Here is a 21685-nt window from a genome sequence, read left to right as displayed (position 1 = left end):
GAGGATGGTCCACGCCAGGGCTTTCCCTGCCCACTTCTACCTTTCGTCGAAATTCATGCTTCCTAATATAGGCCAGAACGGGGAAAAGCGTAAGAGATATGGCCTTGGTGCTCTGCCGCGGAAGTTGCATCGTCACGAGCGGCTCTTGTTGCTCCACTCGCCAGCAGCGGCGGACGCAGCAGACCGTATGAACAGGCACCCTCGGCGGTTGACTCTGGCCCGTGGGCGGTGGTATTAGCTTGAGTAATCGTTAACCCAAGGAACTGTCTTGACGATTTCTTTGAGCGACATAGCCGAGCGCGCGGGCGTTTCCGTCAAGACGGTTTCGGGCGCCCTGCACGGCGGCTCGGCCCGCATGTCGGACGATACGCGGCAGCGCATCAAGGAGATCGCCGAGGAACTCGGCTACGTCACCAATCTCGCCGCGCGCAGCATGCGCCAAGGCTGGATGCCGCTGATTGGCGTCGTTGCCGATGAATTGATCACCTCGCCCTTTGCAACCGAAATCATCCGGGGACTCGACGGCGCCGCCCGGACCTCCGATATGGCCGTCTTCGCGATGACGCTCTCCGGCCGCCGTGACATCGCCTCCGTCGTCGAGGAAGTCCGCCGTTTCCGGCCGCGAGCGATCGCCTATGCGGCCATGTATCACAAGGTCGTCTCGCTACCGGAAGAATTTACCGGCACGGTCGGCGTGATGATCAATTGCCGCGATGCGAACGACCGGGTGACGTCGCTGGTGCCAGACGAGGTCGGCGCCGCCCACGAGATCACCAGCTACCTGATCGATGCCGGGCGCCGCAGCATCGTTTTCATCAACCTGCCGGGCCTGCTCGCCGGCGAACTGCGCGAGGCCGGTTTTCGCCAGGCTCTGGCCGATGCCGGGCTCGATGGTGTCGGTTCCCAAGTGCTGCCGGCGGTGCGCCGCGCGATTTATAGCGACAGGGCGCATAGCCTCGTCCTTTCCCATGTTACCAATTTGATGAGCGGCACGGAGCGGCCTGACGCGATCCTGTGCGGCAACGACCGCGTCGCGATGGAAGTATATGCCGCACTCAGACGAGTCGGAGCACAAATCCCGGATGATGTCGCCGTCGCCAGCTTCGACAATCAGGTGGACATCGCCTCTCGCCTCGATCCGCCTCTGACGACCATGGCCCTGCCGCATCGCGCGATGGGACGTATGGCGGCCGACATTCTGCTGACCAGCGATGCGGCGCCGGGCGAGGTGCGAAAGCTGCCGTTTCAATTGGTGGAGCGGTCATCCGTTTGAATACAGTTTCAGAGTGAAAAACCCGTTGAGGAGGAGTGACTATGATGGGTAATCGTTTACTTTCAATGCTTGTGGCATCCGCGGCCTTTGGCGTCGTCATGAGCCATGCCGAGGCGAAGACCGTGATTCATATGATGCATCAGGGCGACCCCGGCTGGGTCACCACCTACGGCGAGGTTGCCAAGCGCTTCGAGGCGGCCAATCCGGACGTGGACATCGAGCTGATCTACGCGCCGCACGACGCCTATAATGAGAAGTTCAGCGCCGCCGTTATGTCCAAGCAGTTGCCGGATCTCATGGAACTCGACGCGCCGTTCCTCGCAAACTATGTCTGGTCGGGCTACCTCCAGCCGATCAAGCCTTTGATTGACCAGGACATTCTCGACGACATGACCGAGTCCAACGTCGCGCAGGGTACCTATCCGATCGACAAGGATCTCTACGCCGTCGGCCTCACCGACTCCTCGGTCGTCCTTTACGGCAACAGGAAATACCTCGAAGCGATTGGCGCCCGCATCCCGAAAGGGGTGGGCGATGCGTGGACGCGCGAGGAATTCGAGGGCTATCTCGAAAAGCTGTCGAAGCTCGAAGGGGTCAAGTGGCCGATCGACACATTCCGCGGCTACGGCATCAAGACCGAGTGGATCACCTATGCCTACGGCCCGATCCTGCAATCGGCGGGCTGCGACCTGATCGACCGCAAGACCTGGAAGTCGGTGGGAACGCTCGATAGCGATCCCTGCGTCGATGCGCTGACGATGATGCAGAAATGGGTCAAGAACGGTTGGGTCGTGCCGCAGTCCTCCGGCACCAACCAGTTCTTTGCCGAAGGGCATCCTGCGGCGCTCGCATTCGGTGGCCATTGGTTCTACGCGGAAGCCGCAGCCTCGATGAAGGACGACATCGTCGTCATGCCGCTGCCGAAGTTCGGCCCGAAGGGCGCCAGCCCGAACGGAACCTGGATCTGGGGGATCACGACCGCCTCCGAGCATCCGGACATCGCCGGCAAGTTCTTGAGCTTCATGCTCAAGGACAAGCAGTATCGCGATTACGCGCGGGATGATTCCGCTTATCCCGGCCTGAAGAGCTTTGCCGCGGATTCGCCATTGTATAGCGCCGGCGGTCCAATGGCCCTCGCCTTCGAGCAGGCCTCCAAGACCGCGGTCGCACGGCCGCCGCATCCGGCTTACCCGACGATCACCTCCGCCTTCATGGGCGCCGTCGATGAGATCTTCAATGGCGGCGACGTCAAGGCGGCGCTAACCGCCGCGGCCGAGAAGATCGACGAGGACATCGAGGAAAACGACGGCTACCCGCCCTTCGACGAACAGCAATAACGAATGAGCGGCCTCGCGGCCGCGCATGCCGCGAGGCCCGCGCGACCGATGGCCGTCGTCGCACGGCCGGCGACAGATGACGCGATTAGTGAGGAGGAGATCATGACCTTGCAGCAACCGGCGCTGCCGGCAACGGCGCTCGCGCGCCCTGCCCGGCGCAGGGACAGAGGGCGCCTGTTCCAGGAGATCGGCATGCTCGCGCCCGCCGTGGCGCTGCTGACGATCTTCCTGATCGTGCCCTTCCTTCTGTCGTTCTGGACGGCGATGACCAATCAACCCTTGGTGCCGCGTCCGACACCCGTCCGCTTCATCGGCTTGACCAATTTCCTGCGGATCTTCAAGGACGACCTGTTCTGGACGTCGCTCTGGAACGTTTCGCGCTTCACCTTCTGGATCCTGCCGGTGCAATGCGGGCTGGCCTTCGCGACCGCCTTGCTCTTGCACCAGAAGCTGCCATTGCGTAATTTCTTCCGCGGGCTGTTCTTCCTGCCTGCGATCACTTCGATGGTCGTCGTCTGCGTGATATGGGGAACGCTGTTCCAATACCCGACGGGGCCACTAAACCAGATCATCGGCTTTCTTTCCGGCGGCCGCATCCAGCCAATCGACTGGCTGGGTGACCCCAACTGGGCGATGTTCTCGATCGTGCTGCTCTCCGCCTGGCAAGCCTATGGCTTCCAGATGATCGTCTACCTCGCCGGCCTTCAGGGCATTCCGGATGAGCTCTATGACGCGGCCCGGATCGACGGCGCCAATGCCTTCCAGCGCTTCTGGCACGTCACCATGCCTGGCTTGAGGCCTACGCACGTCTTCGTGCTGGTCATCACGACAATCCAGGCGTTCAAGCTCTACACGCAGGTCGCGATCCTCACCCAGGGTGGCCCCAAGAGCAGCACCGAAACCGTCGTTCACTACATGGTGCGCGCCGGCTTCGAAGAGCAGAAGCTCGGCTATGCCTCGGCCGTCTCGGTCATTCTGTTCGTGATCGTTCTCATCATCGCGCTCGTGCAGCGTCAACTTCTGAGGCGTTTCGATGTCTGATCTCGTCATTTCCACATTCGAGACTGAGGCAAAGCGCGAGCGCTCAGCGATCGGTTCGCTGCGCATCGTCCAGACGGCCTGCATCTTCGTCATCGCCCTCGTGATCGTCTCGCCACTCTTCATGCTCGTTATTGCCAGCCTTAAGGACGACCGCTTCCAGATCCTGGCCGACATGGGCAGCTTCCGCGCCTTCTGGGTGTCGAACCCGACGCTCTCGAATTTCGCGGAGGTCGGCAACCTCTCCGGCGAACTTGCCTTCGGCCGCTATCTCCTGAATTCGCTAATCATCCTGGCGACCACTGTCGGCGCCGGTCTGATCATCAATTCGATGGCCGGCTTCGTGCTCGCCTGGGGCTCGCTGCGCGGCCGTGCGCTGATCCTTTCCCTCGTCATCGCGCTCTACGTCATACCGCAGGAGAGCATCATCATGCCGCTCGTCATCATGGTGTCGCGCGCGGGTATAACCGATACCTTCACGGTGCAGATCGTGCCCTGGGTCGCAAGTCCACTCTACATCTTCCTGTTCTACCAGTTCTTCGCCCAGCTTCCGAAGGAGCTCTTCGAAGCGGCCGAGATGGACGGCGCGTCGGTGTTCCGCATTTACCGGTCGATCTTCCTGCCACTGAGCCTGCCGGCCCTCGCCACCGTCTCCATCCTCATGGGGATAGAGAGCTGGAACCAGTATCTCTGGCCGATCCTGGTGACTCAGACCGATTATGCCCGGCCGATCTCCGTCGCCATCGCAACCTTCTTCGGACAGGACAGCATTTATTGGGATCGAGCCATGGCAGCATCCGTCCTGATGATGATCCCCATCCTCGCCCTCTATCTCGTTTTCCAGCGCTGGTTCGTAAGCTCCTTCGTTGGCTCCGCCGTGAAAGGTTGATCAATGACAACTCATGCAAACCCCTCCTCGCTTCTCGGCGCCGGCGGTAAGACACTGAGCGCCATCCTTCGCGTTGGCACTACAATTCATGCGTGGGTGAAGGCCGCCGACGCGGGAACGCCGGCAGAGCTGCGCGCCAGCCAGGAAGGGCGCGAAATCGCCCGGCTCACAGCGCACAACGCCGAGGAATTTGAGTTCCAGACACTGGTGCTCGATGCCGGCGGTGAAACGACACTCACCTATGATGCCGCAACGACGCTCCTTTCGGTGGTCTATGCCTTCTCGGAGAGAGACGTCCTGGACAAAGGTATTCATGTGCTTTTCAGTGGCGAAGCGAATGCCGCACCCGCCATTCCCGACAGCTACCACTTCCGCCCGCCCTTCGGCTGGATGAACGACCCGAACGGCTTCGGCCGCTTCGGCGACAAGGTTCATCTCTTCTATCAGCACTATCCGCATAGCCTGCGCTGGAACACGATGCATTGGGGCCATGCGGTCTCAGAAGACTATCTGCGCTGGACGCACCTGCCGATCTTCCTCTTCCCCTCGACGGAACTTTTAGCGCGTGCGGATGGCCGCGGCGGCGCGTTCTCCGGTTCGGCCATTCCACTTGCGGGTGAGGAGCCGGGCATCCGCGTCTTCTTCACCGAGCAGGTCAAGGATCGCGCGCCGGAGGAGCAGATCCAATTGACTACTATCAGTCGCGACCAGATCACGGTCGGCCCCGCCGAGATCATTCTTCCCGAGCGCCCGGCGGACCTGGACCTGACACTCGACTTTCGCGACCCCTATGTGGTCAAGGCGCCGGACGGCCGCTGGAAAATGCTTCTCGGCAGCCGCGACCACGCCGGCGGCGTCATCCTGCTCTATGAGACGGCCGATCTGGACGCGGCGGGCGGTTGGAGCTTCGTCGGGATCCTGCACCGCGAGGACCGTTTCGGCATGACAGCAGCCGAATGCCCATGCATCGTGCCGCTCGGCCCGGCCGATGATCCGCAAACCCGTTGGGCGCTCGTCTTCGGCCTCTTGACCAGCCGCGATCCGGCGACCGGCCGCCGCAACATCACCATCGCGACCGTCGGCCGCTTCGATGGCCGGAGCTTTGACAAGGAATTTGAACAGGAACTCGATTTCGGGACCGACGCCTATGCCTTGCAGGCCTTCGTCGACCGTGACGGCCCAGTGGGGATCGCATGGCTTGCGAACTGGACGGACATCTCCAAGAAGATCGATTTCCCGGCGGCCATGACGCTCCCCCGGCGCGTCCTGCTCAAGGACGGTGCGCTGCTCACGCCTCCGGTCGAGGCCGTCGACAGCCTGCGCCAGCAGCTTGTCGACGAGAACCGGCTGGTTACCGGCGAAACGGTCGAGCTTGGCAACGGAGCCGTCGAGATCGTCCTCGATCTGGCAGTGACCGGGGCAGACTTCGACATCGAATTCGAGCATCCGGAAGTCGAACTCGGCCTCAGGCTGGATCACGAGGGCCTGAGCATCCTCTACGACGTGCCGGACGGAAAATGGCTGCCCCGCTACATCGCGATGGGGGCGCGCCCCTCGATGCTGCGCATCTTCCTTGACAAGGGCTCGATCGAGGTTTTCGCCGACAACGGCCGCTGGACGGGCACGAAGCGCCTGCCGGGATTCGAGGGCGTTCGCTCGGCGCGTCTGATCGCGCCAAAAGGCAATGTCGCAGCCGCCAGCATCTGGCAGCTCAAGCTCTGAAACGAAGGGAGGAAACCCATGGCATCCGTCACGATCGAACAGGTGCGCAAGCAGTACGGCGCCGTGCCGGTGATCCACGGCGTCTCGGTTGATATCGAAGATGGCGAGTTCGTCACGCTCGTCGGTCCCTCCGGCTGTGGCAAGTCGACCCTGTTGCGCATGCTCGCCGGGCTCGAGGACATCAGCGCCGGCGAGATCCGTATCGGCGGCCGCGTCGTCAATGACGTGGCGCCAAAGGAGCGCGACATCGCCATGGTGTTCCAGAGCTATGCGCTCTATCCGCATATGACGGTCGCCGAGAACATGGGCTTCGCGCTGAAGCTCAAGGGCGAAGGCAAGGCGGCAATCGAGAAACGCGTCCGGGAGGCGGCCGACATCCTTGCCCTCGAACCCTTTCTCGATCGCCTGCCGAAGCAATTGTCGGGCGGCCAGCGCCAGCGCGTCGCCATGGGGCGGGCGATCGTCCGCCATCCGCAGGTCTTCCTGTTCGACGAACCATTGTCGAACCTCGACGCCAAGCTGCGCGTCACCATGCGGGCCGAGATCAAGGACCTGCACCAGCGTCTGAAGACGACGACCGTCTATGTCACTCACGACCAGATCGAAGCGATGACCATGGCGGACCGGATCGTCGTGATGCGCGGCGGCAAGGTCGAGCAGATCGGCAAGCCGCTCGAGCTTTACGACCGTCCGGTCAACACCTTCGTCGCGACCTTCATCGGCTCGCCGGCAATGAACCTTTTCGAGGGCGCGATCGGCGATGGTCGGTTCGTCACGCGTGACGGCCTCTCGCTGCCGCTGCCTGCCGATTATCGGGGCGCTCAGGCGGAAGTCTATGGCGTCCGCCCGGAACATCTCGCCATCGCCACCGACGGCGTGCCGGCGACGGTGTCGGTCGTCGAACCGACCGGCTCCGAAACGCACGTCCTCGTGAAGCTCGGATCGGCGGATGCCAACCTGGTGTTGCGCGACCGGATCGATCTCGAACCCGGTCAGCCAGTGCATATCGCCCCGAATCTCGCGAAGCTGCATCTGTTTTCTGCGCAGGGAACAAGAGTCAACTGAGGCGGTGCTATGCTCCGGTGGTCGCACCGCGTCGGTGCGACCACCGGAGTTCACCGGAGAGGAATGGAATCGTCGACGATGATGACGGGTCGGCCGAGCGAACAGGCCTCGACGCGGGCTTCGACACGGTAGACGGATTTGAGCATGTCGGCGGTGATCACCGCCTCGGTCGGGCCGCTCGCCGCCACCGAGCCATCGCTGATGACGATCGTATCGTCGCAATAGCGTAGCGCGTGGTTCAGATCGTGCAACGCGATCAGCACCGCCATGCCCGATTGACCGGACAGTCGCTTCATGAAGCCGAGCACTTCGATCTGGCGAAACAGATCGAGCGCCGAGGTCGGTTCGTCCATCAGCAGGATCTCGGGCTGGCGAACCAACGCCTGGGCGATCGATACGAGCTGTCGCTGGCCACCGGAAAGCTCGCCGAGCCCGCGAAATGCCAGGTCGTCGATCCTCAGTGCCGCAAGCACCCGGTCGATTTCGGCAAGCTCGTCGTCCTTCACCTTCCAGCCGGAACCCTGCTTGGCCGACAGCAGGACGGATTCGTAGACCGTCAGCACCGCATTGGCGCCGGTGTCCTGCGGCATGTAGCAGATCGTCTCCCGGCCCTTCTCCGTATCGGTAAGGTGGACGAGACCGGGACCGGCTGCCAGACCGGCAATGCGCTTGAAGAGCGTCGATTTGCCGGCCGCATTCGGCCCGATGACCGCGGTCAGGCGCCCGCCTCTGAGCTCACCCGTATTGATGTTCGACAGCACGGTTCGCCGCGCGTAGGTGGCGCCGACCTTGTCGAGCCTGATGGCTACCATGCCCGCCTCCTGTTGGTGAAGATCAGTACGAAGAAGAACGGAACGCCGACGAGCGCCGTGATGATGCCGATCGGCAGCACCGCGCCTGGAATGATCATCTTGCTGACGACGGAGGTCGTCGAAAGCAAGAGCGCGCCGCAGAGCACCGAGGCCGGCAGGAAGAAACGCTGGTCTTCGCCGACCAGCATGCGGGCGATATGCGGGCCGACGAGGCCGACGAAGCCGACCGTGCCGACGAAGGAGACCGGGATCGCCGCCAGCAGGCTGACCGTCAGCATCGTCTCGAGCCTGAGCCGGCGGACATTGATGCCGAAGCTCGCTGCCTTGTCGTCGCCGAGCCTGAGCGCCGTCAGCGCCCAGGCATGGCGGGCAAAAAGCGGCACGGCAAAAACCAGTACGGCCGCGGTGATCCAGACCTTCGGCCAGGTTGCCTTGGTGAGGCTGCCCATGGTCCAGAAGACGACAGCGGCGAGCGCCTGTTCGGAAGCGAGGTATTCGAGCAGCGACAGCGCCGCATTGAAGGTGAAGACGAGGGCAATGCCGAGAAGCACGATCGTCTCGACGGTTACCCCGCGCATGGTCGAGGCGAAATGGATGAAGAGCGCCGCCAGCATCGCCATCAGGAAGGCGTTGAGCGGTACCATGTAATGAACGGCAACGGGAAAGATCGCGACGCCGGCGACGAGGCCGAGTGCCGCGCCGAAGCCGGCGGCTGCGGAGATGCCGAGCGTGAATGGGCTCGCCAGCGGATTGGCGAGGATCGTCTGCATCTGGGCGCCCGCGACCGACAGCGACGCCCCGACCGTCACTGCCATCAGCGCGATCGGCATGCGGATGTCCCAGATCACCACGCGAAGCTGGTCGCTCACCGTTTCGGACCGGAACAGCGCCGTCAGGACATCGGCAAGTGGATAGTTCGCCGGTCCGAGCGCCATGTCGACCGCAACCGAGAGAAACAAAGCGGCGATAAGGCCGGAAAGGATCAGCAGCCGGCGTGCAACAAGGGCGCGGTAGCGGCCACGCCCTTCGACACCGGCGATTTCATCGGCGATCGCGACCATCATTCACCTCCATCCGACAGCGAGACGAAATAGCCGGGCCGATAGGCGATCGGCTGGAACTTCTCGTGGAATTCTCGGAACGTTCGGTCCGGATCGATATCGGCGAAAAGCGCCGGATGAAACCATTTGGCGAACTGCTGGATCGGCACGAACTCGTAGGGCGCGCCGTAGAACTGATGCCAGACCGCATGCACCCTGCCCGCCTTCACCGCGTCCAGCGCGGCAAAGGCCGGCCTCTGCATCAGCCCCTTCAGCCGCTCGCGCGCGGCGTCAGGATCGGCGCCGCGGCCGACGCTGACGAACTGATTGACGTCGGACTCGGCCGACCAGTTGCTGCCGGTGACGATCACATGATCTGGGTTCGCAACGACCAGCTGCTCGGGATTGAGATCGCCGAAGGTCGCGGTGATCACATCAGAGCCGACATTGTGGCCGCCGGCCTTCTCCACCATCTCGCCGAAGTTCGCCGGCCCGAAGGTCCGGCAGCAGGCAAATTCGCCGGTTATGCCGGGAGAGCGCTCGATGAACACTTTTGGTCGCGCGATCGCGCCGGCTTTGGCGAGCCGTTCGGTGACGACGGCGATCTGGGCGCGCCTGTATTCGATGAATTCCTTGGCCCGCGCTTCGGCGCCGAATATCTGGCCGAGGATCTCGACGGATCTCTCGCTGTTCTTCGCCGGGTCGACGCGGAAATCGAGATAGACGACGGCGATGCCAGCGGCTGCTGCCCTGTCGATGAAGCCCGATTCCTCGATGGCCTGCTGGGCTTCCAGGTTCAGCGTCAGCACGTCCGGCTTCAGCGCGATCGCCGCCTCGAGGCTGAAATCGCCGCTCGGGATATAGCCGAAGCGCGGCAGCTTCTCGATCGCCGGGAAGCGCTCGCGATAGCCGTCATAGGAATCCGGATCCTTCTTGATCAGATCGTCGCGCCAGCCGACGATCGTGTCGAAGACATGCTTGCCCTTCAGCGCCGCCGCCACGTGGATCTGGCGCGCCTCGCCGAGCAGGATCCGCTTGGCCGGAAGCTCGATCTCGACCTTGCGGCCGGTGACATCGGTGATTTCGGCCGCGACGGAGGTCGACGCCACCAGCACTGCTGCGACAAGCGTCAGGAGAACACAGCTCAGGATCCGCATTGCAAAACCTCGTCAAAAACGATCGGAGGGCTTTCGCCCTCCGATCTGGACTTTTACTGGCCGACATTCAGCGACACGAAGTAGCCGCTCTTGTAAGGCAGTGGCAAGAAGCGTTCGTGCAACTCCTTGAACGTCGCCTCCGGGTCGATATCCTTGAAGAGGTCCGGATGCAGCCACTTGGCAATCTGCTGGATGGCGACGAACTGATACGGATTGTTGTAGAATTGGTGCCAGATGGCGTGGACATTGCCTTCTTTCACCGCCTTCACATCGGTGAAGGCCGGGCGCTTGGTGAGGTTCTCGAGCTTGCGGAACGCTTCCTTCTCGTCGGCGCCATAGCCGACGCCGACCCAGTTGCCGCCCGGCACGTAGCCTTCCCAGTTGCCACCGGTGATGATGATCTGGTCCGGGTTCGATGCGATGATCTGCTCCGGATTTACCGTACCGAACGTACCCGGAATGATGTCCTTGGCCATGTTGGTACCGCCGGCGAACTCGACCATCTTGCCGAAATTCTCATCGCCGAACGACATGCAGCAATCGTCGGAATAGCCGCCGGCGCGCTCGACGAAGACGAGCGGCTTCTTCGGATTGGCCTTGGCCAGAACGTCGGTCACCTCGGCGATGCTGTCGGCGCGGAACTTGATGAATTCTTCGGCCTTATCCTCCTCGCCGAACAGCTTGCCGATCAGGCGCATGCTCGGTTCGGTGTTTTCCATCGGCTTTTCGCGGAAATCGACATAGACGAGCGGAATGCCGACCTTCTCGAGCTTTTCGATATAGCCGGCCTCTTCCGTCGCCGTCTTCGCATCGATGTTCATCAGCATGACGTCGGGTTTCAGCGCGACCGCCTGCTCGATATCGAAGGTTCCGTCCTTCATGCCGCCGAAGGCCGGCAGCTTGGCGATGTCCGGATACTTGGCGAGATAGGCGGCATAGGTTTCCGGATCGGCCTTCGCCAGGTCGTCGCGCCAGCCGACGACGCGCTTGAAGGGCTCGTCCTTGTCCAGGGCGCCGACGAAATATATCTGCCGTCCTTCGCCCAAGATCACGTGCTTGACGGGGACGCTGACCTCGACCTCGCGGCCGGTGATGTCCTTCACCTTGACCGTTTCAGCGAGCGCAGCACTTGAAAATAGGACGCACAGGCCCATGGCCGCGGCGGCCACCCTGTTGAAAACCTTCATTGATCCCTGCTCCTTTGGAAAACCGCTGCCTTCTAATATTTCATGACTTTACCAGTCAACATATATCTTTTAGAACGCTTCCAAACCGGGAGGGGACTGGACAAGAATGAGCGACGTGACGGCGGGCCGGAACTACGATCTTCGCGATGAAATCAAGGCCTATTGGTCAGAACGTGCCGCCACTTTCGATCTCTCACCGGGACACGAGATCTTCTCCGAAGAAGAGCGCGCCGCCTGGCATCGCCTTTTCCTGCGCCATCTCGGTCGCGGCGATGGTCGCGCTACACTCGACCTCGCCAGCGGCACTGGCGTCATCTCGCATCTGCTCGACGACCTCGGCTTCAGGGTCACCGGGCTGGACTGGGCCGAGCCCATGCTTGAACGGGCGCGACAGAAGGCAAGAAACCGCAAGCGGGCCATCACTTTCCGCATCGGCGATGCGGAAAGCACAATGGAGCCGGACGATCATTACGACGTGATCGTCAACAGGCATCTGGTCTGGACGCTGGTCGATCCGGCCGCAGCCTTCGCCGAATGGCTGCGCGTACTCAAACCCGGCGGCACGCTTCTGATCGTCGATGGCGATTTCGTCAGTACGAGTGCGCTGGAGCGGCTGTTCTCGAAATTCAGCAACTGGGGACAGCGCGTGGGGATTTTCAAGCCGGATGCACTCATGCACTCACGCGAGATGATGGAAACCCATCGAAACATCCTCTCCCGCGTCTACTTCTCCGACGGGGCACGCGCCGAGGCCGTCGTCGAACTTCTCCGTGCCACCGGCTTCATGGACATTGATGTCGACACCGATCTGGACGAGATTCATCGGACGCAGGCGAAGAACTGGAACTTCTTCAAGGGACTCGCGCGACGGAGCCAGCACCGTTACGCGATCCGAGCCAGCAAGCGTGTGAACTAGGGTCCGGACCCTGAAACCGACGCCGACTGCCGCCACCTCTGGCTGTATCTATTTTTACGCTTTGAAAGGCTCGCCGGCCACAAAGCTGCCGCGCAATGGTCAGCAAATTGCCCCGACATTGCCTAACCGAGCACTTCTGAGGGCGACATGGTCGATCGCCGCTCCGTCGCGATTCAACACGGAGCGGTTGAGCAAGGCGGTATTGCTGCCGATCACGACATGCACGTCGAAGAGGAATGAATATGATCACTCGTTACACCCCCGTTGCATCGCTGACCGCTGCAGTCTTCAGCCTGATGGTCATCAGCCCGGCATCGGCGCTGGAACTCGCCCAGGCAGAGGCAACACAGCCGGCCCCACAGGCCCCGGCACAGACGGGCGCCAAGGGCGGCCCCATCAGCGAACAGAAGATCGAGGCCTTCGCAGTCGCCTATCTCCAAGTCGACAAGGTCCGGCAGGAATACTCCGCAAAGATCGGGGCGACGCAGGATGCAGCTGCAAAGGAAAAGCTGCAGAGCGAAGCCAGCCAGCAGATGGTCAAGGCCGTAGAGGCTTCCCCGAACATATCGGTCGAGGAATACACCACGATTCTGACGGCCGCACAGAACGATCCGGCTCTGGCCAAGAAGGTCGAGGAAAAACTTCAGAGCAGCGCGCCGGCGCAGCAGGCCCCCGCACAGCAGTAACCGGCGCACCTGCACCGCATACGATATCGGCGTTCCGACATCAGTGTCGGAACGCCGAAGCGAATCGGGCTGGCGGCCGCCTACTTTCCGGTTGCAGCATGCGGAGCCGCGACCGGTTTGGACTCCGGCGATCCACGAAAACGTAGGAAAATGGAGAGCAGGACCAGCAGCAAGGTGGAGAGGAACTCCGATTGCCAGTTCTGAAAGCACTCGAACCAGAACTCGGCATCCGCCAGTCGCGTCCAGAGGTCGACAGGCGGCGCGCCGTGGCGCATCGCCTCGATGTTTCCGGCCGCGGCGCTGGCGCGCAGGTGGAAAACAAAGCTCAGGACGAACAGCCCTGCAAGGACAATGCCCAACGAGTAGGAATAAAGCGTCCTAACCAGTTGCCCTTGCCGAACCGCCCAGGGGGCCTTTAGATCGTTCTTCTTCTTGCGAGGATCCTCGTCCACGTCCGTCGAGGGAGCGTCTGGGTCCTTGGATTCGGCCGAGCCGCGCTGGTAGAGAAAGGCCGTGAGGCAGACATACGCCGCCATCTGCAGAAACTCGCTTTCCCAGTTTTCGAAGAGCGCGGACAGGAAATGTCCGGTGGCGAGATAATTGGCGACGGTTACAGTCGGCTCGCCATGCATGATCGCCTCTTGATTGAAGGCATTCGTGCCGGCGAAGATCATGCCTGCGATGGTTGCAGCGGTGAAGATGGTCAGCGTTATGCTCAGTCCATTGTCACGCAAGAACGACATTCATTTTCTCCGCCCGTTCCGGTTCGTGTCCCCCCAACCCTCAAGTGACGAGCCAGAAGAAGGCCCCCGACACGAGAATGAAGAGGCCGATCGCAGCGAGCAAGCGAAGCATCCCGGCATTGGTCGTATTGCCGAGGACCCTGTTCCAGGCATCTCCACCCGTGCCGTCGTCACTATTTTCCTGATACTCCTGGGTTGGGGCCTCCTCGACGCTCCGGCTATCGTGATGTTTCGGCCTGATCGGTTTACTGCCGCCGCTGTAATCGCGTGGGGACGGTTGTGGCGGGTCAACCGACATCTCAGCACGGAAGTCCTGTGCGCCGCTGCCGACGTCCGAAGCATCGGCTATATGGTCTTCGCCGGAAGCGCTTTCCGGCGTCGCCTGTTGGCGCTCTCCCGTCGTTTGCGGCTGCGGGCCTACGCGACGCGCCGGCCACGACACATCGGGCGACGGCGATGCCCGATGTGGGCGCTGCGCGGCGGGGCCACGCTTCCCGGGATCTCCGTTATCCTGTTTCTGCGGCATGCTGCCCTCCTGGTCGGCGCCCCGAAGGGCGCCAATCCGATTCTCGCGAGAGATGTGTCAGTGCCGCTCGGCCTGATTGTGCTCGCCACCGGGCATGGTCACGCCCTTCAGGCCCGTGCCCGCAGCCGAGGGTTGCTCGCGAGCGGCGTCAGCCAGCGACACGATGCCGACGAGGCGCTTGTCGCGATTGACCACGGGCAGGCGCCGCACCTGAATGTCGCCCATGTTCCGCGCCACGTCGTCCACTTCCTCGTCCTCGAAGCAGTATTTGACGTCGGTTGTCATCACGTCGCGCACTTTCGCCTGCGGATCGAGCCCGTCCGCCACGCCCCGCACGACGATGTCCCGATCGGTAACCATACCGACCAGGCGGTCATGGTCCTCGACCGGCATGAAGCCGATGTCGTTGTCGGCCATCTGCCGCGCCACCTCTCTTATCGTGTCATTGGGGGTAACCATATGAACGTCTCTGGTCATGATCTCCGATACATGCATTGTCCTACTCCTTTCTTGGAAGGCGATGCCTGCTCCAGCCAAGTCGTCCGCTAGGCCGGAGCAGATCGGCGGGAAGCCACGTCTCAGTGCGCTCGCGCTCCGTTCCTGGCGGGTTTTCCGCGCGGCGCAGGCGGCTTCGGGGTCGACACGGCATTGGTCGTTCCCTCGCTTTCGAGGTTCTCGCGTCCATGCGGGTTCGATGCACCCTGTCGCTGCATTTCCCGCGCTGCCTGCTCCCAGTGGCGCAGGTCCTGGCCGTCCGGACGACCTTCCTGCTCCCAGATCGCGTAAGCCCTGCGCTTGATCAGTTCTTCCCTGTCGTTTTCCATGTCCCTTACCTCGCTGTTGAACACCTTGTCGCAAAATTCAAACGGGACGACCGCCCATTTGTTCCATGGCTTAAAGCCATTCCAGTATCACTCGGCGGAGCCGCCGCCATACTGGGGCGGCTGCGGATTCTCGTCAGGATTCGGTACTGGCGCCTCGTCCGGAAGGCGGTCGGGTTCAGGTTCGCCGATGGGCGGTTCCGGCTCCCAGGGCGGCGGTTGTGGCGGGGTCGGGTCCGGCTCACGCGGATTTTGCATTCCTGCCTCCATTCCTCGGAAAACATGGGATGATCCCATGCATTCCTTCCGACAATCCCGCTCGCTCTCGAATGTTCCGCCCGCATGCTCCAGCTCGAAGCCCTCTTACCCGGGGTCTTTCGGAACGAAAGCGGCAACGCTCTGCGCGGGGATCGTTTCCCGATCGTGGGCAACGGACCCGGCAAAGGCATCTTCCTCGGCCGTGTTGAGCGCCCACAGCCAGCATTCCGAACCGTGCACAGGGGGCAGCGCTACTTCGCAGTCGCCCCCGGCGTTGAGGACGAGGAATATCTCCCCCGCCGGCGCCTCGACAGGGGAGAGCTGGCAGAGATAGAGACCGAGGATGCGCAATTCGCCATCACCCCATGCCGCCTCATCCATGTGGCTGCCGTCGGGCTTATACCAGGCGATCTCGATGCGTCCGTGCTCGTCCGTGGCACCTTCCAGGAAGTACTCCTGACGCAGCACCGGGTGCTCCCGCCGGAAAGCGATCATTTTGCGGCAGAAGGCGAGGAGGGCGTCGTCCGACCGGCTCCAATCAAGCCAGCCGATCTCGTTGTCCTGGCAATAGGCATTGTTGTTTCCGCTCTGGCTGTTGCCGAGCTCGTCGCCGCCGAGGACCATCGGAACGCCTTGGCTCACCATCAGGGTGGCAAGCATGGCAAAGCGGCGGCGCCGACGCGCCTGCTCGATCTCGGGGTCATCGGTCGGCCCCTCGGCACCCATATTGTCGGAGTGATTGTCCGAGTGGCCGTCATGATTGTCCTCGCCGTTCGCCTCGTTGTGCTTTCCAGCGTAGGAAACCGTATCCATCAGCGTGAAGCCGTCATGCGCACTCAAAAGGTTGACGGAGCTTGTTGCGGCGCGGCCGGAATGGTTGAACTGGACCGGTGAGCCGGCGAGCCGTTCGGCAAGCACCGGCACAACGCCGCCATCTCCTTTCCAGAAGCGCCGGATATCGTCGCGGAAGCGATCGTTCCACTCACGGAAGGGCGGCGGAAAACCGCCGAGCTGGTAGCCGCCGTCGCCGATATCCCAAGGTTCGGCGATCAGCTTGACGCCGGCCAGGATCGGATCTTGCCTGATCGCATCGAGGAACCCGCCTTCCCGGTCGAACTCCATGTATTCGCGCCCAAGGGCACTCGCGAGATCGAAGCGGAAACCGTCGATGTGCATGACGCCCACCCAATAACGGAGGCTATCGAGCACCATGCGCAGCACCATGGGATGCGCCACGTTCAGCGTATTGCCGGTGCCGGTCATGTCATAAGTATGTCGGGGCTGCTCCGGCGACTGGCGGTAATAGCTGAGATTGTCGAGGCCGCGGAAGCTGAGGGTCGGCCCCTGCTCCGAACCTTCGGCGGTGTGGTTGTAGACGACGTCCATCAGAACCTCGATGCCGGCGGCATGGAAGCGCTTCACCATCGTCTTGAACTCGGTGATCCTGGTGCCCTTCAGGTAGCGGGCATGCGGCGCGAAATAGCCGAGCGGCTGGTAACCCCAATAGTTCCTGAGGCTTCGCTCGGTGAGGTAGCGGTCGTCGAGGAAATATTGCACCGGCAGAAGCTCGACCGCCGAGACGCCGAGCTTCATCAGATGATCGATGATCGGGTCGCTTGCCATGCCGAGGAAGGTGCCGCGCAATTCGTCCGGCACGTCCGGATGCGTCATGGTCATGCCGCGAAGGTGGGTCTCGTAGATGATCGTCTCCGTCCAGGGCCGGCGGATCGCCTCTTCGCCGGCCCAGTCGAAGTTCGGATCCTGAACGACGCCCTTGACCATGTATGGGGCGCTATCGCGCTCGTCGAAGGAAAGGTCGCCCTCCTGGCTGCCGATCGTGTAGCCGAACAGCGCGTCGTCCCAGACGAACTCACCGGCCACCTGCTTGGCATAAGGATCGAGGAGCAGCTTGTTCGGGTTGAAACGATGGCCGTTATGCGGGTCATAGGGCCCGTAGGCGCGGTAGCCGTAAAGCGTCCCTGGGCCGAGCCCTTCGATGTATCCGGACCAGATGTCGCCTTCGCGCTTCGGCAGCGGCAGGCGGGCCGTTTCCTTGCTGCCATCCTCGGAAAAGAGACAAAGTTCGATCTTCTCGGCATGCGCGGAAAAGATCGCGAAATGCGTGCCCTGGCCGGTGTATTCGGCGCCAAGCTCCGGCTTCAGGAAATCGAGTTCGGAGAAAGCCACATTCATTCGTGTCGTCGCGCCCCCTGCAGCGTCCTGGAAGTGAGGGGGCAACGCCGATGGCGGCAACTTTGTTCCTGCCGAGCCTCGGCAACGAACGGGTGCAGCGGAACTTTCGACGCATCCCGGCAGTTTTCGTCTCTTGCCGATCTCGACAGCAGCAAGGGAAAGACGAATGCACAGCCGTGTCCGGAAGACCTGGGGCGCCGACCTGACCTCCGGCGATGATGCACATTTTCGCCTGTGGGCGCCCGACGAGCGTGCGGTTCGCCTCATTCTCAATGGCGCCCCGCACGCCATGCGCGCGCTCGACGGCGGCTGGTTCGAGGTCTCCGGCCGGGCGCGAGCGGGAGACCGCTACTGGTTCGAGCTTTCCGACGGGACCCGCGTTGCCGATCCCGCCTCCCGCGCCCAGGCGGAGGGAGCTTCCGGCCCGTCCGTGCTCGTCGATCACTCGGCCTATGAGTGGAAAGCGGCCTCCTGGCGCGGCCGTCCTTGGGAAGAGGCGATCATCTCAGAGCTGCATGTCGGCTGCTTTACTCCGGAGGGCACCTTTCGAGCGGCGGCTCGGCGGCTGCCGCATCTCGCCGAGGCGGGGATCACCGCCATCGAGATCATGCCGGTCGCCGAGTTCCCGGGCTCGCGCGGCTGGGGCTACGATGGCGTTCTACCCTATGCTCCGCACCATGTCTATGGGACGCCCGACGATCTCAAGGCGCTGATCGATGCGGCGCACGGGCTCGACATGATGATCCTGCTCGACGTCGTCTACAATCACTTCGGACCGGAGGGCAACAGCCTCCCCCGCTACGCCAGCCGTTTCTTCAATGGCGATCGGCCGACCCCATGGGGGGCTTCGATCGCCTTCGAGGAGCCCGCGGTGCGGCGCTTCTTCATCGAGAACGCCCTCTATTGGCTCCGGGACTTCCGCTTTGACGGCCTGCGCCTCGATGCGACGGACCAGATACGAGACACCAGCGAGCCGCATTTTCTTGCCGTCCTGGCGCGCGAGGTACGCGAGACTTTTGTCGATCGCAGCGTCCATCTCGTGATCGAGGATGCGACCCGCCGCCGCAAGCTCGTGCGGCGCAATGGCGACGGGTCGATCGCGCACTTCACCGCCGGGTGGAACGACGATTTCCACCACGGGCTCCATGTTGTCGCAACAAGCGAGGCACGGGGCTTCTATCGTCCCTTCGCCAAGCGCCCGTGGCAGGCGATGCGCGAAGCCATGACTGAGGGCTTCGCCGCGAGTGAAACGACCGAGAAACCTGCGGCTCATCGGCCGGAAGGCACGGTGCCACCGCAGGCGCGGGTGAGTTTCCTCCAGAACCACGATCAAATCGGCAACCGGGCCTTCGGCGAGCGCCTCGCTTCGCTCGCCAGGAATGATCAGCTGCGGGTGATGACAGCAATGCTGATGCTCTCGCCGCAAATTCCGCTGCTCTTCATGGGCGAGGAATATGGGGAAACCCAGCCGTTCCTGTTCTTCGCCGATTTTCGGGGCGACCTCGGCGAGGCCATTCGTCGAGGGCGGCAAGGGGAGGCCGAGAATTTCGGCGGCATGCCGCGCGGCAAGACGGTCGATGATCTTCCCGATCCGCTTGATCCCCGAACCTTTGCCGCTTCGAAGCTTTGCTGGGAACGCGCGGAGAGCGAGGCCGGCAGGAAACATCTCGCCTTCATCCGCCAACTTGCCGACATCCGGCAGCGGCACATCGCACCTCTGATGGGCCAATGCGATCTTCCGAGTTTCGAGGTCTATCCCGCCCGTGACGGCATTGTCGCCATCGATTGGTCGTTCGGCCCGGTGCTCGAGTTGCGCGCCAATCTCTCGGCCGAGCGACAGTCCGTTCCGCCGATCCATGGGGAACCGATTTTCGGCGGCGAAACTCTGGACGGGTCCGAACTGTCGGGGCCGGGTATCGTTGCTGCCGTGCGGCATAATTAGCTTGGGGGGACGGAACATGGCCCTAGCCTGTCGGTTTAGTCCATTGCACGATTGACATGGGACCGAGGCCAGCGCCTTGAAACACATGCCGACTGAACCTGTCAAAATGGGTCCGGCCCTCTCCGGCGAGTACGCCGAGGCCCCCTCCATTGCAGCGCTGCGCAAACAGGCCGAGGGCTGCGAGCGCTGCGACCTCTACAAGAATGCGACGCAGCTGGTGTTTGGCGAAGGACCCAGCAAGGCCCGCGTCGTCCTTGTCGGCGAACAGCCCGGCGATCGTGAGGATCTGGCGGGCCGACCGTTTGTCGGGCCGGCCGGACGCATTCTGGACGAGTGCCTGCATGAGGCGGGTATTGATCGAACAAGCTGCTATCTCACCAATGCGGTCAAGCATTTCAAGTTCGAGCAACGAGGCAAGCGCCGACTGCATTCACGACCGAATGCAGGAGAGATCCAGCGCTGCTCCTGGTGGCTCGGCGCGGAGCTTGAGAAGCTTCACCCCGAGGTCGTCGTCGCGCTTGGCGCTACGGCGCTTTCATCGCTCTTGGGACGCCGCGCCGGCGTGATGAAGAACCGCGGCGACCTGATCGCCACGCCCGCCGGCTACCCGGTTCTTGTCACGATCCATCCGTCCTATCTGCTGAGGATCCAGAGCCGAGAGGACGCGGCGGCCGAACGCGACCGCTTCGTCAAGGACCTCGCCAAGATCGCGGCCCATGTCGACTAAACGGCTCAGGACTGTCGGTCGAGTTCGGGATAGTGGCGGAAAACACAGGATTCGTTGAAGGCCAATCGCCGGCTGGAGGCCAGATAGCTGCGTATCCGCGGCCGCACCGCAACCGCATCGTGCATCGCAAGCAGCGCCGGCACATGCTCCTCGTTGGCACGCATGGCGTTTGGAAATGCGTAGCGCAGGCCCTCAACCAGCTGGAACAGCGATAAGTCGACATAGCTCAGTTGCCCACCGACACTATGCTTCCGGCCCTTGGGGTTTTCGGTGAGAACACGTTCGAAATAGCCGAGATACTTCGGCAGCCGTTCCTTCAGAAAGTTCGCCGCACGCTTCGACGCTTCCGGCTTCTGCTCCTCGTAATAGAGCGACACGCCGATTGGATGGTGCGTGTCGTGGATCTCCGCAACGCAATCGGTGATCGTCAGTTGCAGGCCGTTGGCCACATGACGGAGTCCCTCTTCCTCGGGTGCCAGCCCCAGCCTCGGGCCGAGGTAGAACAAAATATTGGCGACGTGAGAAATAACCAGTTCTCCGTCGATCAGGAAGGGTGGCGCGAAGGGCGGGGTCGCACCCCCTGCATCTTTCATCAGCTTCAGCATCGCACCCGTACCTCCCGGCTGCCGCGCCACATCGACATAGTCGGCGCCCGCCTCCTCCAGTGCGAGGCGCACAAATTCGCCGCGGCCGGGAATTCCGTCCCAGTAATAGAGTTTGAATGTCATCCGGGGTCCTCGTTTGCAATTCAGCCTTTGGGCTCGCGCCCGAAATCCCTTCTGAGTTCGTCCTTCGCCTTTTCGAGGACGCGCCTCTGTTCGTCGTCCAATCCAGACCCGGCCCTATTGATATAGAAGGTCAGCATCGACATGGCGGACCGAAAGGCGCTCGATTTACGCCGGTCGCTCGCTTCGGCCGAGCGTTTCAGTGAATGCGCAATCTTCCGCGGATCGTCCGAAGCAAAAATGCCGTGCTCGATGTCCAGTGCGTTGCTATGCACTGTCACCTCTTGCGACCATTTCGTCGTCTTTTTAATGCTCTTGCGCATCGGGCCTAGGGCGGTTCAGCGCAGCCACACGGGCAACTCGGAGGGCTGCCGAAATTCGCGCACCCGGTCCTTCCAGCCGAGCTTCTCCCAGGCGAATTTCTGGGCGGCGATCCTTGCCGTTTCCTTCGTGGGGTAAAAATCGGGCAACACATAGTCCTTGTCGCCGCAGGAGAGCAGCGCTCTACCGCTCATCAGATCAAAATGAAGCTGCAGGCATTCTTCGGCATGCATGGGTTCCCTCCCGGACATGATTCATGAAAACGGCCTTCGCGAGAGGAAGTTCCAGTCCGCCTGAAAAACAGCTG

General features: G+C 62.3%; 23 protein-coding genes. 10 read left to right on the top strand and 13 right to left on the bottom strand.

The genetic code is table 11. The annotated features are described in order from the left end of the window. Positions 1–268: 268 nt before the first annotated feature. The 6 genes from USDA257_RS14850 to USDA257_RS14825 all read left to right on the top strand — a co-directional run bounded on the left by USDA257_RS14850 (position 269) and on the right by USDA257_RS14825 (position 7324). On the top strand, positions 269–1273 hold the full coding sequence (locus tag USDA257_RS14850) for a LacI family DNA-binding transcriptional regulator (RefSeq protein ID WP_014763796.1): 1005 nt from the start codon (positions 269–271) through the stop codon (positions 1271–1273). Positions 1274–1317: 44 nt separating this feature from the next. Beyond that, on the top strand, positions 1318–2610 hold the full coding sequence (locus USDA257_RS14845; RefSeq protein WP_041415292.1) for an ABC transporter substrate-binding protein: 1293 nt from the start codon (positions 1318–1320) through the stop codon (positions 2608–2610). Positions 2611–2712: 102 nt separating this feature from the next. Further along, positions 2713–3651: a carbohydrate ABC transporter permease gene (locus tag USDA257_RS14840; RefSeq protein WP_041415291.1), complete on the top strand. Its 939-nt coding sequence runs from the start codon at positions 2713–2715 to the stop codon at positions 3649–3651. Then, entirely contained in the window at positions 3644–4537 is an 894-nt protein-coding gene (locus tag USDA257_RS14835) for a carbohydrate ABC transporter permease (protein ID WP_014763793.1), read from the top strand. The genes USDA257_RS14840 and USDA257_RS14835 overlap by 8 nt, the downstream gene beginning before the upstream one ends. Positions 4538–4540: 3 nt before the next feature. After that, the gene (locus USDA257_RS14830; protein ID WP_014763792.1) at positions 4541–6259 is read left to right on the top strand and encodes a beta-fructofuranosidase; all 1719 of its coding nucleotides are present in this window, start codon (positions 4541–4543) and stop codon (positions 6257–6259) included. A gap of 18 nt (positions 6260–6277) precedes the next feature. Beyond that, positions 6278–7324: an ABC transporter ATP-binding protein gene (locus USDA257_RS14825; RefSeq protein ID WP_014763791.1), complete on the top strand. Its 1047-nt coding sequence runs from the start codon at positions 6278–6280 to the stop codon at positions 7322–7324. A 50-nt stretch (positions 7325–7374) separates the two neighbouring features. Here USDA257_RS14825 and USDA257_RS14820 read toward each other — a convergent pair whose 3' ends face one another. The 4 genes from USDA257_RS14820 to USDA257_RS14805 are packed head-to-tail and all read right to left on the bottom strand — an operon-like array spanning position 7375 to position 11520. After that, positions 7375–8136: an ABC transporter ATP-binding protein gene (locus USDA257_RS14820; RefSeq protein ID WP_014763790.1), complete on the bottom strand. Its 762-nt coding sequence runs from the start codon at positions 8134–8136 to the stop codon at positions 7375–7377. Further along, the gene (locus USDA257_RS14815) at positions 8130–9200 is read right to left on the bottom strand and encodes a FecCD family ABC transporter permease (protein WP_014763789.1); all 1071 of its coding nucleotides are present in this window, start codon (positions 9198–9200) and stop codon (positions 8130–8132) included. Before USDA257_RS14815 ends, USDA257_RS14820 begins: the two co-directional genes overlap by 7 nt. Continuing rightward, complete coding sequence (locus tag USDA257_RS14810; RefSeq protein ID WP_014763788.1) at positions 9197–10333, bottom strand: ABC transporter substrate-binding protein; 1137 nt, start codon at positions 10331–10333, stop codon at positions 9197–9199. Before USDA257_RS14810 ends, USDA257_RS14815 begins: the two co-directional genes overlap by 4 nt. A gap of 53 nt (positions 10334–10386) precedes the next feature. After that, a complete protein-coding gene (locus USDA257_RS14805; RefSeq protein WP_014763787.1) occupies positions 10387–11520 on the bottom strand; it encodes an ABC transporter substrate-binding protein in 1134 nt (377 codons plus the stop codon). Between the two features lie 106 nt (positions 11521–11626). Between USDA257_RS14805 and USDA257_RS14800 the strand changes: the two genes are divergently transcribed. Further along, on the top strand, positions 11627–12436 hold the full coding sequence (locus USDA257_RS14800) for a class I SAM-dependent methyltransferase (protein ID WP_014763786.1): 810 nt from the start codon (positions 11627–11629) through the stop codon (positions 12434–12436). 242 nt (positions 12437–12678) lie between these two features. Then, complete coding sequence (locus tag USDA257_RS14795; protein ID WP_014763784.1) at positions 12679–13122, top strand: DUF4168 domain-containing protein; 444 nt, start codon at positions 12679–12681, stop codon at positions 13120–13122. A gap of 80 nt (positions 13123–13202) precedes the next feature. Here USDA257_RS14795 and USDA257_RS14790 read toward each other — a convergent pair whose 3' ends face one another. From USDA257_RS14790 to glgX, 6 genes are all read right to left on the bottom strand, one after another. After that, the gene (locus tag USDA257_RS14790) at positions 13203–13865 is read right to left on the bottom strand and encodes a DUF6766 family protein (RefSeq protein ID WP_014763783.1); all 663 of its coding nucleotides are present in this window, start codon (positions 13863–13865) and stop codon (positions 13203–13205) included. A gap of 40 nt (positions 13866–13905) precedes the next feature. Beyond that, complete coding sequence (locus USDA257_RS14785) at positions 13906–14391, bottom strand: hypothetical protein (protein ID WP_041414245.1); 486 nt, start codon at positions 14389–14391, stop codon at positions 13906–13908. Between the two features lie 57 nt (positions 14392–14448). Then, complete coding sequence (locus USDA257_RS14780; protein ID WP_014763781.1) at positions 14449–14886, bottom strand: CBS domain-containing protein; 438 nt, start codon at positions 14884–14886, stop codon at positions 14449–14451. Between the two features lie 83 nt (positions 14887–14969). After that, positions 14970–15215: a DUF2934 domain-containing protein gene (locus tag USDA257_RS14775; protein WP_014763780.1), complete on the bottom strand. Its 246-nt coding sequence runs from the start codon at positions 15213–15215 to the stop codon at positions 14970–14972. 87 nt (positions 15216–15302) lie between these two features. Continuing rightward, entirely contained in the window at positions 15303–15470 is a 168-nt protein-coding gene (locus tag USDA257_RS37145) for a hypothetical protein (RefSeq protein WP_162832917.1), read from the bottom strand. A 105-nt stretch (positions 15471–15575) separates the two neighbouring features. Next, the gene (gene glgX, locus USDA257_RS14770) at positions 15576–17663 is read right to left on the bottom strand and encodes a glycogen debranching protein GlgX (RefSeq protein WP_041414243.1); all 2088 of its coding nucleotides are present in this window, start codon (positions 17661–17663) and stop codon (positions 15576–15578) included. 166 nt (positions 17664–17829) lie between these two features. Between glgX and treZ the strand changes: the two genes are divergently transcribed. Together treZ and USDA257_RS14760 are read left to right on the top strand one after the other, a co-directional pair. After that, on the top strand, positions 17830–19605 hold the full coding sequence (gene treZ, locus USDA257_RS14765) for a malto-oligosyltrehalose trehalohydrolase (protein WP_014763778.1): 1776 nt from the start codon (positions 17830–17832) through the stop codon (positions 19603–19605). A gap of 85 nt (positions 19606–19690) precedes the next feature. After that, positions 19691–20332, top strand: coding sequence for a UdgX family uracil-DNA binding protein (locus USDA257_RS14760; protein WP_014763777.1), 642 nt, complete (start codon positions 19691–19693; stop codon positions 20330–20332). A gap of 5 nt (positions 20333–20337) precedes the next feature. Here USDA257_RS14760 and USDA257_RS14755 read toward each other — a convergent pair whose 3' ends face one another. The 3 genes from USDA257_RS14755 to USDA257_RS14745 are packed head-to-tail and all read right to left on the bottom strand — an operon-like array spanning position 20338 to position 21611. After that, entirely contained in the window at positions 20338–21060 is a 723-nt protein-coding gene (locus USDA257_RS14755; protein ID WP_014763776.1) for a glutathione S-transferase, read from the bottom strand. A gap of 20 nt (positions 21061–21080) precedes the next feature. Then, a complete protein-coding gene (locus USDA257_RS14750; protein WP_014763775.1) occupies positions 21081–21380 on the bottom strand; it encodes a DUF3175 domain-containing protein in 300 nt (99 codons plus the stop codon). Between the two features lie 15 nt (positions 21381–21395). Beyond that, positions 21396–21611 carry a hypothetical protein gene (locus USDA257_RS14745; RefSeq protein WP_014763774.1) on the bottom strand — a complete coding sequence of 72 codons (216 nt, stop codon included), beginning with the start codon at positions 21609–21611 and terminating at the stop codon, positions 21396–21398. Between the last annotated feature and the right edge of the window lie 74 nt (positions 21612–21685).

Origin of the sequence: Sinorhizobium fredii USDA 257, assembly GCF_000265205.3 — a bacterium.
GTDB classification, from domain to species: Bacteria; Pseudomonadota; Alphaproteobacteria; order Rhizobiales; family Rhizobiaceae; genus Sinorhizobium; species Sinorhizobium fredii_B.
Note: the sequence above shows the minus strand (reverse complement) of the source record. Positions and strands in the feature narration are given on the sequence as shown.